The sequence below is a fragment of the Rhizobium sp. SAFR-030 genome, assembly GCF_059415005.1.
Genome location: NZ_JBPFDO010000006.1, coordinates 346354 through 360673 on the forward strand (window position 1 = coordinate 346354; position 14320 = coordinate 360673).

Sequence of the window (14320 nt, forward strand, 5' to 3'; positions counted from 1 at the left end):
GCGCGTCGTTGTTGGCGAAACAAGGAGATCGCCATGAACGAAGACAGAAACGCACAGCGCGCCGTCGGTGAGGAACAGGCTCCGGACGCACCGCGTCAGGGCACGATCGTCGGTGGTCCGGACGCCCGCGCCAAGGTCAACGAGGCCGACCAGGCCCAGGCTGACGTGGAAGGCGAGGACAAAAGCGGCAACAATCCGACTCAGGCGACCCTGCCCGCCGGTCCGCATGCGCGGTCGAAGGCGACCGACGAATCCAAGACACCCGGCACCGGCGCACTTCCCGATGAGGGATCCAGGGACATCGACGCCGGCTCGGAATGAGGTGCTAGCGGAAGCCAAGGCGCTTGCTGCCGTCGGTCTGCCGGGCTAACACGCTGGCAGACGACATCTGGACGGTGGTATGAGTGGCGAGACGATAACCCTGTATGAGGCGATCGGTGGGGATGCGACGGTCAAGGCGCTGACCCACCGCTTCTACGCCCTGATGGATACGCTTCCCGAGGCGGCCCGTTGCCGCGCCATTCATCCCGCCGACCTCTCCGGCAGCGAAGCCAAGCTCTACGATTATCTCACCGGCTATCTTGGTGGTCCGCCGGTCTATGTCGAAAAGCACGGCCATCCGCGTCTTCGGTCCCGGCACTTCGGGGCGTCGATCGGTCCGGTGGAACGTGACGAGTGGCTGCTGTGCTTTTCAAGGGCTATGGAAGAGACCATTCCCAACCCGAAGCTGCGCGAGATCATCTGGCCGCCGATCGAGCGGCTAGCGCACCACATGATGAACCGGGAGACGTGATGATGAACCTGGTTTCTCTGCGTCCCATCCTGCTGATGCTCTCCGGTTTTCTCGGCGCCAGCGGCGTCGCCCTGGCAGCAGCCGCAAGCCATGGCGGCGATGCCCGGCTGCTCGGCAATGCCTCCACCATGTGCCTCGCCCATGCGCCCGTGATCCTGGCGCTCTGTCTTGGCCACCGGATGCTGCGGACGGCCCTGCCCGCCGGCGCGGTTCTAGCGCTCGGGACGCTGGTATTTGTCGGCGACCTTGTCTGGCGTCATCTGGAACAGGCAAGCCTGTTTCCCATGGCTGCACCGCTCGGCGGGTTGCTGATGATGGCCGGCTGGCTGCTCATCGCTGCCGGCGCCTTCTTCAGGCATGGACACGACTAATCCCTCGGGTATCAGGCGGGGCAAAAGCCCATGTTTTGGCCTGAGCTGCGGAATGTCCGTCGGATGCGCCAGGAGCGCTGTGACGAAAGGACTTCGGAAGCCTCGGCGAAGATCCCTAGGGTGCCAGCTCGGACGCCCGCTGCATGGCTTCCGGCAGTCCCTTCAGAGAGACGCGCATCGGGACCGTCGCGCCGGTGCTGAGCATGACGGCAGAGATATGCAGCAGCGTGCCCTTTTTCAGCGCTTCGGTCATCGCCGCATCGAAGCGAATGGGAACGAGGCAGCCGCCCGGCAAACAGGTGGAAAACGGGAAGCTCTGGGCATTCCCCGCATCATCCAGCGAGATGGCGACACCGTTTGCCAGCGCCAGGCCAAACGGCAACAGCAGCGCACCTTCGATCCGTCCGCCCGTAGAGGTGGCGAATTCGACCGACAGCCGCGGGCGGCGGCTCTTGGGATCGCTCTGCACCTGGCTGACCACACATCCGACGACAGCGTTCTGCGCCCTGCAGCCGACGGTCCAGTCGCCATAGGTCTCCAGCAATTCCCCGACGCCGCCCGGCAGTTGCGCAGCCCCGACAGGCGGCACGGAGAGGAGCGGCAGACAGACGAAGGCCGACAGGCAGGCAAGCAGAAAGCGCAGGCGTCGCATGGTTCGATCTCGCCGAGGAAAACACCGAGCGGCAGGTGGATCCATAGGTTTCCCGCCGCAAGGCCGAGTGACTGCCATATCGGCCCTTTACCATCAAGCTTTTCGACCGCCAGGCCGCCGTGATCCTCAGACGTGTTCGCGGCTGAACCAGGCGACGAGATCGGCCGTGTTGCGCAAGCCTATGGCCCGCATCAGCCGTGCCCGATGCGATTCAACGGTTCGCGCGGAGAGCCCCAGCTCGCCGGCGATCACCCTGTTCGTCTTGCCTTGCGCGACAAGGGCGACGATCTGGCGCTGCCTGTCGGTCATCAGACCCGTGTCGTGGGCGACCGGCCGGGCCATCGGTTCGAAACAGTAGACGGCCTGCGCGAACGGATCAGCCTGGTGGTGGCTGCGGCCGCGAACCCGGCACCAGAAGCGCCGGCCATCGCTTCCCGTCATGATGCGCTCGTCGTAGTAGGTCTGGCCGGAACGCAGATGCGCCTGCCACATCTGCCCGGTCCGGGCGAAATCCGAGAGTTTTGGATAGAGCCGCGCGAAGCTTTCATCGATCAGTTCCTCGCGGGCATAGCCGAACAGCTGGGCGAACTCGGAATTGCAGTCGCGGATGATGCGGTGCGTCGCGTAGACGAGCGGCACCGGCATTTCAGAGAGCCCGAAGCGGCTGCCGGCGCTTTCCGTCATCATCGAACATCCTCCGCCACGGCCCCTACCGTATAAATACGGCTAACGACCGCGTCCCATCAAGTCATAGTCTCCTCCTCGACGATCGTTTTCGCGCTGGCGATCGCCCCTTGGAGGAGGAACGAGCATGAAGAAGGTCGTATCGACGGCGGCAGAGTCTCTCGCCGGCGTCCTGTTCGACGGAATGACCGTCATGTCCGGCGGCTTTGGTCTCTGCGGCATCCCGATGAGCCTGATCGAGGCGATCCGCCTGTCGGGCGTGACGGGCCTGACGGTGATTTCCAACAATGCCGGCATCGACGGCTACGGACTAGGCGTGCTCCTGGAGACACGTCAGATCCGCAAGATGGTCTCGTCCTACGTCGGCGAGAACAAGCTGTTCGCGCAGCAGTTCCTCTCCGGCGAGCTCGAGCTCGAGTTCAATCCGCAGGGAACGCTCGCCGAACGCATTCGCGCGGGTGGCGCCGGCATTCCGGCCTTCTACACCAAGACGGGCGTCGGGACGCTGGTCTCGGAAGGCAAAGAAATCCGCCGCTTCGGCGACGACGACTACGTGATGGAGACGGGTCTGGTGGCGGATCTTTCGATCATCCACGCCTACAAGGGCGACAGCGAAGGCAACCTCGTCTACCGCAAGACCGCCCGCAACTTCAATCCGATGATGGCGACTGCCGGGCGGATGACGGTGGCCGAGGTCGAGCATCTCGTACCGCTCGGCGAGATCGAGCCGGATGCGATCCACACGCCGGGTATCTTCGTCAAGCGCATCGTCCATGTGCCGGCGCAGGAGAAGCGCATCGAGCAGCGCACCACGCGACCGAAGAGCGAGAGGGAGGGCGCCTGACATGGCCTGGACACGTGAACAGATGGCGGCCCGCGCCGCCCGCGAACTTCAAGACGGCTTCTACGTCAACCTGGGCATCGGCATCCCGACCCTCGTCGCCAACTTCATCCCTTCCGGCATGGAGGTAACGCTGCAGAGCGAGAACGGCATGCTCGGCATGGGTCCGTTTCCCTTCGAAGGCGAAGAGGATGCCGACCTGATCAATGCCGGTAAGCAGACGATCACCGAATTGCCGAAGACGAGCTATTTCTCGTCTGCGGACAGTTTCGGAATGATCCGCGGCGGACATATCGACCTGTCGATCCTCGGCGCAATGCAGGTGTCGGTCGCCGGCGACCTCGCCAACTGGATGATCCCCGGGAAGATGGTGAAGGGCATGGGCGGCGCCATGGACCTGGTGGCCGGCGTCAAGCGCGTGGTGGTGGTGATGGAGCACGCCGCCAAGGGCGAGCCGAAGCTGCTCGACGAATGCACCTTGCCGCTGACCGGCCGGCGGGTCGCCGACATGGTGATTACCGATCTTGGCGTCTTCACGCTGGAACGCCAGGGTTCGCCAAGGATGACGCTGATCGAACTGGCGGACGGCGCGACGCTGGAGGAGATAGCCGCAAAGACGCAAGCGCCCTACGAGGTCGCCCTCGCCTGATCCTCGATCACCTGCCGGCTCTGCGATGAACGGCAGAAGGCGAAAGGAAATGCGCCGCGGCTGCCGCGGCGCATTTCGGTCGATCTTTACATGCCGACCTTGGCGTTCTTGCCCATGTCCGGCCGCGTGCTGCTCACGGCAGCGGCAGCCATCTTGATATAGCTGATGACGGTGCCCGGGCTGTCCCAGTATTCGGCGGAGGACGGCGTGACCTTGAGGATGCGGATCGACGGATCTTCCGGGCTGTCCCACCAGGCCTTCGCCGGCGTCGCCCACAGGTCCTGGACCTTTTCGCGATCGTTCTGGATCTCTGCGGTACCCGAGATCGACACGTATTTCTGACCCTTGGAATCGGCGAAGGCCAGGCAGACGTTCGGATAGCGGGAGATTTCCTCATCCTTGTGGCTTGCAACATCCGTCAGGAAGTAGATCGCGTTTTCCATCTCTGCGGAATAGGCGGACATCGGCCGGGCACGAAGCTCGGTGCCGTTCTGGGTGGTCAGCATGCAAAAGCCGATCTTCTCGACCAGTTGCCAGACCTTCGCCTGATCGTCGTGGTGATCCGTCATGTCGTTCTCCTTGTGTCGTTTCGTTGATCTTGTTGTTGTTCGCCATGGGGCGGGCGCGATGGTCAGTTGCGCTTTCGCTGCTCGGTCTGTCGCATCGGCATGCTGTCGATCAGCGCGATGATCTCTTCGGGATCGACTACATCGGAGCGGCGCAGCTTGATGCCGCCGTCCTTGCCGACCAGCAGCACCTGGAACGACCGGTCATCGACCCCGCCCTCCTGGCGAAGGTGATCAGCGGTGCCGGCCTGGCGGATGACCGCACCGGACGAAGTGCCTCCACTGACAGCCTCGACCTCGGCACCTGCCACCTTCAGAACAAGCAGGTCGCGCTCCGCCATTGCGTCCGGCCTCTGCGTGAATTCTGCAATCTGCCGTTGCAGGCGCGGATCGTCCTCCGTGCCGTAGACCAGCAAGATCCGCTGTTTCCATCGAAAGTCAGCGAGCGCTTCCATCGCATGTCCCTGTTGCAAACCGGCGGCTGCCAGCAGGAGCGCCAATGCCAGTGTCTTCGTCGGCATACCGGCGGCCCGTCAGTTGATCTCGACCCAGACCGAATGCGTGAACGGCGGGGATGTTCCCGTTTCAGCGATCCAGAGCATCGATCGCACTGGCATGCGCCATACCACCACACGTGGAAAATAGTCTGCTGCCGCCACGTATGCACTCGCCGGCGCAGGGTGGATCGGTTATGCAAGAAGATGCCGGTGAAACATCCGGCGCAGGGAAATGTTGAGGTCATGCCAGCCGTTCGTTCTCGAACCCGGGAGAAGTCGATGCCGGTAAATATACTGATCGTCGAGGACGAGTGGCTGATCGCGGAAGATTATGCGGCCACTCTCCGCGATGCCGGACACGAGATCGTCGGGCCGTGTGCGACAGCCAGAGCCGCCATCTCGTCAATCGCCGAAAATCCCGTCGACGCGGCTTTCCTGGACATGGATCTGTTCGGTGAAAAGAGCTTTCCGGTCGCAGAGGAGTTGAAGGGGCGCAATATTCCGTTTGTCTTCCTGAGCGGCCACAGCACCCGGGAACTGCCTTCCGGAATGCGAGAACATCAGGTGCTTTCCAAGCCCGTGGAGCGTGCGGCACTGCTCGCAGCGGTAACCCGGATGTGCCGGGCGATGTGACCGCCACACGCTTCAATCCGGCGCCTTCGCTGCAAACGTCTCCTGCAGTACCATCCTCCCTATGTTGCCGGGAGAACACATTCTCAGGTTGCCAAACCACCTGTGTCGGCATACCTAATTTTTGATCGGTAGCTCGCTGCGCGCTGATCGATGGGGACCGCACATGTCAGACACCAGTCACAAGTTCCCCATCGTCGGGATTGGCGCCTCTGCAGGCGGGATTGCCGCCATGGAAGGTTTCTTCCGCGGTCTGCCGCACCGGTCCGGCATGGCCTTCGTGATCATCACCCACCTCAATCCGCAACGGGAAAGCCACCTTCATGAAGTCCTGCAGCGTTACACCGGCATGCCGGTCGTCGTGGCGGCGGATGGAATGCAGGTGCAGCCGGAAACCGTCTACGTGATGCCGGAAAACACCGTCCTCGGCATTGAGAACGGCAAGCTTGCCCAGCGGCCGCTGAACCCGATCTCGCGCGAACGCAAGCCCGTCGACATCTTTTTCGGCGAGCTTGCCAAGGATCAGGGCGAGTATTCGGTCGGCATCGTCCTGTCCGGCGGCGACAATGATGGTACGCTCGGGGTCAAGGCTATCAAGGAGCATGGCGGGCTGACGCTGGCCCAGGTCGCCGACGGCACGGCGCCGCGCAATCCCGACATGCCGCAGAGCGCCATTGCCACCGGCCTGATCGATCTGGCTCTGCCTGTCGAGCAGATGGGCGAGAAGCTGGTCACCTTCACCCACGGCTTCGACCTCCTGAGCGACCTGAGTGGTGGCGCGGTGAACGCCGACGAGGCCGAGATCCAGCACGCTTGCGAGCAGATCTACACGATCCTCAAGAGCCGCACCGGCCATGACTTTTCCGGATATAAGACCAAGACGCTGCTGCGGCGGATCCGGCGCCGGATGCAGGTCAAGCAGGTCGAGGCGATCGGCACCTATGTGGACATTCTGAACACGGAGCCTGAAGAGGTGTCGCGGCTGTTCAGCGATCTGCTGATCAACGTCACCAACTTCTTCCGCGATGTCGACGCCTTCGCCATCCTCGAAAAGTCGGTCATCCCGCAACTGTTCGAGGACAAGAAGGCGACCGACACGGTGCGCATCTGGGTGCCGGGCTGCGCCACCGGCGAGGAGGCCTACTCGCTGGCGATCCTGATGCGCGAGCACATGGAGAACCTCTCGGTCGTGCCACGGGTGCAGATCTTCGCCACCGACATCGACGATCCGGCGCTTGGCGTCGCGCGCAGCGCACGGTACCCCGAAGCTCTGCTCGAAGGCGTTTCCGACGAGCGGCGGCACAAGTTCTTCACCAGCGACGGCAGCAGCTTCGTCGTCAACAGCGCCGTGCGCGAACTGTGCATCTTCTCCCCCCACAGCGTCATCCGCGACCCGCCCTTCTCGCGCATGGACCTCGTTTCGTGCCGTAACCTGCTGATCTATCTCGGCCAGGAGGTGCAGAGCCGGGTCATCCCGACCTTCCATTACGCCCTGAAGCCGGGCGGCTTCCTGTTCCTTGGCACCTCCGAGGGGATAGGCCAGCACGGCGACCTGTTTCTGACGATCGACAAGAAGAACAGGGTTTTCCAGGCGCGCGAGGATCCGACCGGCCAGCGGCGCCAGATCATGGTCGGCGACGACCGCCGCGGCCCGCTCACGCCGGCAATCCGGCAGCCGATCCGGGGCATCGGCGGAGTGCAGCTTCGCCAGGCCGTCGAAGCCCAGGTTCTGGAAAGCCATGCGCCGGCGCACGTCATCGTCAACGGCGACGGCGACGTGGTCTATGCATCGGCAAGAACCGGGCGATATCTGGAAGTGCCGCAGGGAGCACCCAACCGGCAGCTCCTCAACATGGCAAAGCGCGACCTCAGGCTCGACCTCAGGGCAGCACTGCGCGAAGCAACGTCGACAGCCCGCCGCGTCGTCAAGGAAAACATTGCTGCCGACGATGATGACGGCTCTGTCCAGCTGGTGACGCTGACCATCGAGCAGCTCAACATACGCCCGGCGGCCGAGCAGCTCTATCTCGTCGTCTTCACACCGGTCGGTTCGCAGGCCCGCATGGATGCCGAACGCAGCCGTCGCCAGGTCGATGGCGCCGCCGATCTCGAGCGCGAGCTGCGCGACACCCGCGAGCGGCTTCAGTCGACGATCGAGGAATACGAGACCGCCCTTGAAGAGCTCAAATCCTCGAACGAGGAACTGGTGTCCGTCAACGAGGAGGCCCAGTCCTCCAACGAGGAGCTCGAGGCTTCCAAGGAGGAGATGCAGTCGCTGAACGAAGAGCTCAGCACCATCAATGCTGAGCTGAACAGCAAGATCGAGGACCTCGACAGGGCCAACAACGATCTGCGCAACCTGTTCGACGCGACGCAGATCGCCACCATCTTCCTCGACCGCAACCTGGTGATCCGCAATTTCACGCCGACGGCATCGCAGTTCTTCAAGCTGCGCAACTCCGACGTCGGCCGGCCGCTGACCGAGCTGTCGAGCGAGATCGATTATCCCGATCTCAAGGCTCACATCACCGAGGTGTTTTCGTCCGGCGAAAGCCGCGATCATCATCTGCCGCGCGACGGCAACGGCCAGCACTTCATGGCCCGCCTGATCCCCTATCGCGGCGATCACGACAAGATCGATGGCGTCGTCGTCACACTCATCGATGTCACGACGCTGGCGGAAGCGGAGAGCCACCAGAAGGTGCTGATCTCCGAGCTCAACCACCGCGTCAAGAACATGCTGGCGGTGACGATCAGCATTGCGACCCAGACGCTCGAGGCCTCCGCCTCGCCGGAACTCTTCCATGCGGCTTTCATCGGCCGCCTGAAAGCCATGTCTCGGGCCTACGGCCTTCTGTCGCGCGAGCAGTGGAAGGAGGCGTCCGTAGCCGAGCTTCTGACCCAGGAACTCGCACCTTTCGGATCGGAGCGGGTGGTGCTGGATGGACCCGACATCAAGCTCACGCCGCAGTGTGGCCTGTCGGTCGGCATGGTCATCCACGAGCTTGCCACCAATGCCGCGAAATACGGGGCATTCAGCAACAGCGATGGCAAGGTGACCGTCTCTTGGCGGATCCACGACGGGCAGTTCGAACTGACCTGGAGCGAGAAGGACGGTCCGATGGTGGCTGAGGCATATACCGAAGGTTTCGGCATGTCGCTGCTCAACGGCGAGATCGGCTACCGGCTCGGCGGCGAGGTCGAAACAAAATTCCACCCTCACGGGTTAGAGGTGAAATTATCCTTCCTGTTGAAGGTCGGCGCCGACAGCCGGCTTCAGGACGAACAGGACGCCTGACCACTGCTATACGCATCTTCCCCTACATCCGCGCCCGTAACCCGCACTCGTAACCCGCAAGAGTAAGATCATTGTCTGTTGTAGAACCGCAGTTTATCTCGTTGCTGGCCGGCAAGCACATACTGGTCGTCGAGGATGAGTTCCTCCTCGCCGATGCGACGCGCAAGAAGCTGACCAAGCTCGGCGCGACCGTGGTCGGGCCGACGCCGAGGGTCGAGCAGGCGCTTCGGCTGATCGAGGAAGAGAAGGTCGATGCAGCGATCCTCGACATCTTCCTCGACGACAAGCTGGTCTTTCCGGTAGCCGAGAAACTCGAGCAGCTCGGGATCCCCTTCGTCTTCGCCAGCGCCTATGACGCTTCCGTCATCCCGCAACGGTTCACCGGCTACACGCTCTGCGAAAAGCCATTCGAACTGGAGCACATCGCCCGCGGCCTTTTCGGCCCACCGATCGCGGACGCGTAACGCGCTGCAGGCGCAGGCTCCGTCGTTCAAGCGGTATCGGACCAGGTTCGACAGTCGAAGATCGCTATTTTCTCGGCCGCGTGGCTGCCGCCTGCACAGCTGTCAGCACGCCTGAGGGCACAACATTGGCCGCGACCGTCAGAACCTTGTTCATCAGCCTGCGTGTTTCACTAATTCCCGGACAGGGATTCCGGTAATTCGCGGACAGCGATTTCAGTAAATACGGGACAGCGATTCCGGTAATTCCGGGACAGTCCCGGACGTGGATTTAAGGTCGATTTTCGCGAGCGCCGTTCTGGCAGATTGCCTCCTCATCATCGGTTGAGAGGGGCCATGCCAAGACGGAAGCAAGCGAGACGAACGACAGTGAAAGACATTCGATCGATACTGCGACTGACGCATGAACAGGGCCTTTCTGTTCGCGCCGTTTCGGAACGCCTCAAGATCAGCAAAACCTCTGTGGCTACGTATCTGCTGCGAGCGAAGGAGACCGGCCTTTCAGTCTGGCCGTTACCTGCGGGTCTCGATGACGATGCCGCGCTGGAGCGCCATCTTTTCCGGCGCGTTGGTCGACCGCCACAAGACCTGGTCGAGCCGGATTGGCGGTCCGTTTCTGCCGAGCTGAAGCGCAAGGGTGTAACGCTGACGCTGCTGTGGCAGGAATACAGGGCGAGCCATCCCGACGGCTACGGCTACACATGGTTCTGCGACCGTTTTGCCGCCTTTGAACGCCGCGCGCACGCAACCTTCCGCAACCGCCATGAGGCCGGCGCGGTGATGCAGACGGATTACGCCGGCCACACGATCCCCATCATCGACCCTTCGACCGGCGTCATCCATTCGGCACAAATCTTCGTAGCTATGCTTCCCGCCTCGTCACTGACATTCGCTTCTGCCAGCTTCAGCCAGAAACTACCGGACTGGATCGAGGGCCAGGAACGGGCGCTGAGCTTCTTCGGCGGCGTCCCGAAGGCGATCGTGTGCGACAACCTGAAGGCAGGCGTCGCCAAGGCGCTGTGGTTCGAGCCCACGCTCAACGCCACCTTCGCTGCCATGGCCGAACATTACGATACGACCATCCTGCCGACCAGAAGCCGCAAGCCGCGCGACAAGGCCAAGGTCGAAGGTGCCGTGCTGATCATCGAGCGCTGGATACTGGCTCGCCTCAGAAACCGTCGCTTCTTCAGTCTGGCCGATCTGAACGCCGCGATCTCGGTTCTGCTTGACGACTTGAACAACCGCCCGATGCGCCACATCGGCAAGTCACGCCGAGACCTGTTCGAGGAGGTGGAGAGAAAGGCGCTTGCGCCTCTGCCAGCAACGCCGTTCGACTATGCGGAATGGAAATCGGCGAAGGTCCATCCCGATTACCATGTCGAGGTCGACAAGACCTTCTACTCCGTGCCGCACCGCTTGATCGGCCGACAGGTTGATGTGCGTCTGACCCACCGGGTGGTCGAGATATTCCTCGATCACAAGCGGATTGCCAGCCATATCAGGCGTTCTCAGCGATCCGGGCATGTCACGGTCAACGAGCATATGCCCAAATCCCACCAGCGTTATGCCAACACGACGCCGGCATCGCTTTTGAACCAGGCCGCAAGGATCGGGGTGAACACCGCCATTCTGGTCGAGCGGATGATGCGCGATCGTCCTCATCCCGAACAAGGATATCGCTCGGCCTTCGGCATTCTGTCCCTTGCCCGCCGTTACGAGACGGATCGCCTGGAAGCGGCGTGCGAGCGGGCGCTGGTCATCAATTCCATCACCTATTCCTCTGTCGCCGCCATTCTCAAATCCGGTCTCGATCGAACCAAGCCCCAGACCGATCCGGCAAAACCCACCCCGCCGCACACCAACATCCGCGGCGGCTCCTATTATCAATGAAGGAAAGGAAAGATCCATGCTGACACATCCAACCCTCGATCAGATGCAAGCCCTTGGCCTTGCCGGAATGGCAACGGCCTATCGCGAACTTGCCGCTCAGAACAGCAGCAGCGATCTCAGCCGTGACGAGTGGCTCGGTCTGATGCTCGATCGGGAAACGGCTCTGCGATCCGACAAGCGCCTGACCAACCGGCTTGCAGCTTCAAAGCTCCGCTTTCCCGACGCCTGCATCGAAAACATCGACTTTGCCGCTCATCGTGGTCTCGATCGCCGCAACACGCTGTCGCTTGCGCAAGGGGCATGGCTGAAGGCACATGAGAACATGATCATCACCGGCCAGACCGGCACGGGGAAGACCTGGCTCGCCTGCGCCTTCGGCCGTCAGGCTGCCCGGCTTGATCATTCCATCCTCTACCTGCGTATGCCGCGTCTGTTCGAAGACCTGGGCCTTGCCAGGCTTGACGGCCGCTTTCCACGCTTGGTCGACAAACTCGCCCGCGTCCAGTTGCTGATCCTCGACGATTGGGGAACCCACACGCTCACAGATCAACAACGCCTCGACCTGCTGGAAATCTTCGAGGAACGTTATCGCCGGAAATCAACGCTCATCACCGCGCAGCTTCCTGTCGCCCAGTGGCACGATATGATCGGAGAACCGACCATCGCAGACGCAATCCTCGATCGTATCATCCATAATGCTCACCGCATCACCCTTGAAGGCGACAGCATGCGACGGCAAAAAGCACCATCCCACTTGACCGGCGCTGAAAACGGCGAAATCAATCGCTCATGACTTCAACCAGGCAGGCGAAAATCGACCACACCATGCTGTCCCGGAATTGGTGAAACCACTGTCCGCGATTTAGTGAAACGACTGTCCCGTTCTTCCGAAATACGCATCAGCCCCGGCACCACATCACGCTCCCCGTTCATCATCGCTCCAAACCCTGCCTCCGCCACCTTGGCGGGATCGGCCTTGCCCGCCTGTCCGACGGCCGTGCCGAGCATGTCGGCGCGTTCGTAGATCGGCGTATCGGTCGGCCCCGGCATCAGGCAGGTGACAGTGACCCCGGTATCCCGCAGTTCCTCATGCAAGGCCATCGAGAAGGAATGCAGGAACGCTTTGCTGGCGGCGTAGACCGCATGGAACGGTCCCGGCATCAGACCGACGATCGAACTGGTGATCAGGATGCGCCCGGCCCTGCGCGCTTTCATGTCCTTGGCGAGGATGTGGATGAGTGCAGTCGTTCCGCGAATATTGGTGTCGATGATCTGGAGACCGTCCTCCAGCGTCTGGTCGAGGAAGGCGTGTCCCTTGTCGATCCCGGCATTGGCGATCAGGACGTCGACGGGCTGCTCCTTGTCACGGATGAACTGGACGAAGTCCTGAACGCCGATAAGGGTGGAGAGGTCGACCTGCATGGCATCGACGACGACGCCCTGTTCACGCAGCTCTGCAGCGGCTTCTTCCAGCGTCGGCTGATCGGCCGCGATCACCAGGTCGAACCCGTCGCTCGCCGCAGTTCTGGCGAGTTCAAGACCGATCCCTGAGGAGGCACCCGTGACGACTGCCAGCTTTCTTTCAGTTTGAGACATTGCAGCAGAACTCCAAGGGCCGATCCGGTCGCTTCACAGGAAGCGATTGCTGACCTGGCTGGTGATGAGGGGAATGGCCGCAGCCGTTGCGCCAGGAAGCCGCAGCACCCGGATCACCTTGCCGAGCGCGAAGCTCATGCCGATGGTGGCGGCCAGTCTGAGCCACGGATGGCGATCCGCGCGAATACGCGCCTCCACCGGGGTGGCTCGATCGATCATCGAGGAAAGGAGAGCCACCTCGTGCCGGAGCCGCTGGACTTCGAGCAGCAAGTCGCTTTCGCTGGACGAGCCTGCAGGGGGTGAATAGATCAAGACGTGCTCCCTTCCCGTTCAGGCAACACAACGTCGGTGTCAGGGAAAGGATGCATCGACCGTCGCGGAGCCGAGGGAGCGCCGATGGTGGCCGGTCTGCCTGAGACGGCATCTCGCACCATGCAGACGAGATGGTCTGCATGCGAGATGGTAATGCAACGCCGGGGTCGCCTCCTGTCTCGCACGAGCCTCGGCCAAACTCCTATTCCTGTCGTGTGGCGCCACTCGCCGCTTACAGTTCCCGCACACTTCGGCTGCCGATCGACCGTTCGACGCAGGCCACCGATTAACCGGATTGCGTCCGCCGTCGGCTGCGCGGGCTGAGCTTCAATCGGTAACAGTCAGCAAGCGCGCAGGCACTGACAAGGCCGCGATCAACATTCGGTTGACCCTTCACCCGATCCCGGGAGCTTCCCGATTGTTGCCTGATACATCACTTCTGCGCATTGTCAGCTTCCGGGCATGGGACGCGTCGAAGCTTCCATCCTTTGCGTTCGCCAATGAGCTTGAACCAGTGGCGCGCGAGTAGCTCACAATTCATGGAAGACTGCATCCGAGATGCCGTGCTTACGGCAGCCATCGACCGTTCAGCGCAGGCCACCGATCATGCCTTACTTCGACATGCCGATGTGTTGCCCATCAGTGTCCGGGACTGCTTGCCTGCCCGGACGCTGCGTGTGACGGGCTATGCACGGTCGCGAGGAAGTCTCGGGTCTCAGGTGAAGAGGCTGCGGGCGTTGGGAATCTGCGGGCAGTTCCACGGAAGGGTGCTGATCGACGCCATCCATCGGGCGATCGGAACCCTTGCGCCGCAATAGAGCGGTATCGGTGGTGGCTCTCCGCCGGCTGACGGCCAATCGGAGGCCTCGGCCCCGCCCAGCCCGGCGCCAAACCACTTTTCTTCGGCATCAGTGACAGTCTTCACGCTTTCCAGGTGAACGTAGAACAAACGGGTGCGCCCGCCGAGCGAGGGCGGGTGTGGATGTTGGGTCTGCTTTTCCTTGCCCGCAACAATGCCGATGAAGAGGCGAAGCGCCGGCTGATGCCGATCGTGCGAGACCTGATCCAGACGGTGGTGAT

At 62.2% G+C, this 14320-nt stretch carries 17 protein-coding genes; 10 read left to right on the plus strand and 7 right to left on the minus strand.

Annotated features, from left to right (window positions below; translation table 11 throughout):
- Positions 1 to 33: 33 nt before the first annotated feature.
- From ACR65N_RS19665 to ACR65N_RS19675, 3 genes are all read left to right on the plus strand, one after another.
- Positions 34 to 321 carry a hypothetical protein gene (locus ACR65N_RS19665; protein WP_440458367.1) on the plus strand — a complete coding sequence of 96 codons (288 nt, stop codon included), beginning with the start codon at positions 34 to 36 and terminating at the stop codon, positions 319 to 321.
- A gap of 79 nt (positions 322 to 400) precedes the next feature.
- Positions 401 to 793 carry a group II truncated hemoglobin gene (locus tag ACR65N_RS19670; RefSeq protein WP_440458368.1) on the plus strand — a complete coding sequence of 131 codons (393 nt, stop codon included), beginning with the start codon at positions 401 to 403 and terminating at the stop codon, positions 791 to 793.
- A 2-nt stretch (positions 794 to 795) separates the two neighbouring features.
- Positions 796 to 1164: a DUF423 domain-containing protein gene (locus ACR65N_RS19675; RefSeq protein ID WP_440458369.1), complete on the plus strand. Its 369-nt coding sequence runs from the start codon at positions 796 to 798 to the stop codon at positions 1162 to 1164.
- A gap of 115 nt (positions 1165 to 1279) precedes the next feature.
- Here the strand turns inward: ACR65N_RS19675 and ACR65N_RS19680 are convergent, their stop codons facing one another.
- Positions 1280 to 1816 carry an invasion associated locus B family protein gene (locus ACR65N_RS19680; RefSeq protein WP_440458370.1) on the minus strand — a complete coding sequence of 179 codons (537 nt, stop codon included), beginning with the start codon at positions 1814 to 1816 and terminating at the stop codon, positions 1280 to 1282.
- A 126-nt stretch (positions 1817 to 1942) separates the two neighbouring features.
- Complete coding sequence (locus ACR65N_RS19685) at positions 1943 to 2503, minus strand: helix-turn-helix transcriptional regulator (protein WP_440458371.1); 561 nt, start codon at positions 2501 to 2503, stop codon at positions 1943 to 1945.
- Positions 2504 to 2627: 124 nt separating this feature from the next.
- Between ACR65N_RS19685 and ACR65N_RS19690 the strand changes: the two genes are divergently transcribed.
- Complete coding sequence (locus tag ACR65N_RS19690; RefSeq protein WP_440458372.1) at positions 2628 to 3344, plus strand: CoA transferase subunit A; 717 nt, start codon at positions 2628 to 2630, stop codon at positions 3342 to 3344.
- A 1-nt stretch (position 3345) separates the two neighbouring features.
- The gene (locus ACR65N_RS19695; RefSeq protein ID WP_430307739.1) at positions 3346 to 3990 is read left to right on the plus strand and encodes a 3-oxoacid CoA-transferase subunit B; all 645 of its coding nucleotides are present in this window, start codon (positions 3346 to 3348) and stop codon (positions 3988 to 3990) included.
- 86 nt (positions 3991 to 4076) lie between these two features.
- Here ACR65N_RS19695 and ACR65N_RS19700 read toward each other — a convergent pair whose 3' ends face one another.
- Both ACR65N_RS19700 and ACR65N_RS19705 read right to left on the minus strand, forming a co-directional pair.
- Positions 4077 to 4559: a pyridoxamine 5'-phosphate oxidase family protein gene (locus tag ACR65N_RS19700; RefSeq protein ID WP_440458373.1), complete on the minus strand. Its 483-nt coding sequence runs from the start codon at positions 4557 to 4559 to the stop codon at positions 4077 to 4079.
- Positions 4560 to 4621: 62 nt separating this feature from the next.
- Complete coding sequence (locus ACR65N_RS19705) at positions 4622 to 5077, minus strand: DUF4174 domain-containing protein (RefSeq protein WP_440458374.1); 456 nt, start codon at positions 5075 to 5077, stop codon at positions 4622 to 4624.
- A 186-nt stretch (positions 5078 to 5263) separates the two neighbouring features.
- On the opposite strand from ACR65N_RS19705, the gene ACR65N_RS19710 reads away from it, so the two are divergent.
- The 5 genes from ACR65N_RS19710 to istB all read left to right on the plus strand — a co-directional run bounded on the left by ACR65N_RS19710 (position 5264) and on the right by istB (position 12125).
- Entirely contained in the window at positions 5264 to 5686 is a 423-nt protein-coding gene (locus ACR65N_RS19710) for a response regulator (RefSeq protein WP_440458375.1), read from the plus strand.
- Between the two features lie 163 nt (positions 5687 to 5849).
- Positions 5850 to 8981: a CheR family methyltransferase gene (locus ACR65N_RS19715; protein WP_440458376.1), complete on the plus strand. Its 3132-nt coding sequence runs from the start codon at positions 5850 to 5852 to the stop codon at positions 8979 to 8981.
- Between the two features lie 71 nt (positions 8982 to 9052).
- Positions 9053 to 9445, plus strand: a complete 393-nt coding sequence (locus tag ACR65N_RS19720) for a response regulator (protein WP_440458377.1) — start codon at positions 9053 to 9055, stop codon at positions 9443 to 9445.
- A gap of 333 nt (positions 9446 to 9778) precedes the next feature.
- Positions 9779 to 11332 carry an IS21 family transposase gene (gene istA / locus ACR65N_RS19725; protein WP_440458378.1) on the plus strand — a complete coding sequence of 518 codons (1554 nt, stop codon included), beginning with the start codon at positions 9779 to 9781 and terminating at the stop codon, positions 11330 to 11332.
- 16 nt (positions 11333 to 11348) lie between these two features.
- On the plus strand, positions 11349 to 12125 hold the full coding sequence (istB, locus tag ACR65N_RS19730) for an IS21-like element helper ATPase IstB (protein ID WP_440458379.1): 777 nt from the start codon (positions 11349 to 11351) through the stop codon (positions 12123 to 12125).
- A gap of 2 nt (positions 12126 to 12127) precedes the next feature.
- Here istB and ACR65N_RS19735 read toward each other — a convergent pair whose 3' ends face one another.
- The 3 genes from ACR65N_RS19735 to ACR65N_RS19745 form a co-directional block, all read right to left on the minus strand.
- Positions 12128 to 12928, minus strand: a complete 801-nt coding sequence (locus ACR65N_RS19735) for an SDR family NAD(P)-dependent oxidoreductase (RefSeq protein WP_440458380.1) — start codon at positions 12926 to 12928, stop codon at positions 12128 to 12130.
- A 33-nt stretch (positions 12929 to 12961) separates the two neighbouring features.
- Positions 12962 to 13240, minus strand: coding sequence for a hypothetical protein (locus tag ACR65N_RS19740; protein WP_440458381.1), 279 nt, complete (start codon positions 13238 to 13240; stop codon positions 12962 to 12964).
- Positions 13241 to 13955: 715 nt separating this feature from the next.
- A partial coding sequence (locus ACR65N_RS19745) for a hypothetical protein (RefSeq protein WP_440458382.1) occupies positions 13956 to 14320 on the minus strand: 365 nt, incomplete at its 5' end.

Excerpts from the sequence above, each read along its gene's own strand:
- ACR65N_RS19665 (WP_440458367.1), top strand. The coding sequence starts at position 34 with ATGAACGAAGACAGAAACGCACAGCGCGCCGTCGGTGAGGAACAGGCT.
- ACR65N_RS19670 (WP_440458368.1), top strand. The coding sequence starts at position 401 with ATGAGTGGCGAGACGATAACCCTGTATGAGGCGATCGGTGGGGATGCG.
- ACR65N_RS19675 (WP_440458369.1), top strand. The coding sequence starts at position 796 with ATGAACCTGGTTTCTCTGCGTCCCATCCTGCTGATGCTCTCCGGTTTT.
- ACR65N_RS19680 (WP_440458370.1), bottom strand. The coding sequence starts at position 1,816 with ATGCGACGCCTGCGCTTTCTGCTTGCCTGCCTGTCGGCCTTCGTCTGT.
- ACR65N_RS19685 (WP_440458371.1), bottom strand. The coding sequence starts at position 2,503 with ATGATGACGGAAAGCGCCGGCAGCCGCTTCGGGCTCTCTGAAATGCCG.
- ACR65N_RS19690 (WP_440458372.1), top strand. The coding sequence starts at position 2,628 with ATGAAGAAGGTCGTATCGACGGCGGCAGAGTCTCTCGCCGGCGTCCTG.
- ACR65N_RS19695 (WP_430307739.1), top strand. The coding sequence starts at position 3,346 with ATGGCCTGGACACGTGAACAGATGGCGGCCCGCGCCGCCCGCGAACTT.
- ACR65N_RS19700 (WP_440458373.1), bottom strand. The coding sequence starts at position 4,559 with ATGACGGATCACCACGACGATCAGGCGAAGGTCTGGCAACTGGTCGAG.
- ACR65N_RS19705 (WP_440458374.1), bottom strand. The coding sequence starts at position 5,077 with ATGCCGACGAAGACACTGGCATTGGCGCTCCTGCTGGCAGCCGCCGGT.
- ACR65N_RS19715 (WP_440458376.1), top strand. The coding sequence starts at position 5,850 with ATGTCAGACACCAGTCACAAGTTCCCCATCGTCGGGATTGGCGCCTCT.
- istA (WP_440458378.1), top strand. The coding sequence starts at position 9,779 with ATGCCAAGACGGAAGCAAGCGAGACGAACGACAGTGAAAGACATTCGA.
- istB (WP_440458379.1), top strand. The coding sequence starts at position 11,349 with ATGCTGACACATCCAACCCTCGATCAGATGCAAGCCCTTGGCCTTGCC.
- ACR65N_RS19735 (WP_440458380.1), bottom strand. The coding sequence starts at position 12,928 with ATGTCTCAAACTGAAAGAAAGCTGGCAGTCGTCACGGGTGCCTCCTCA.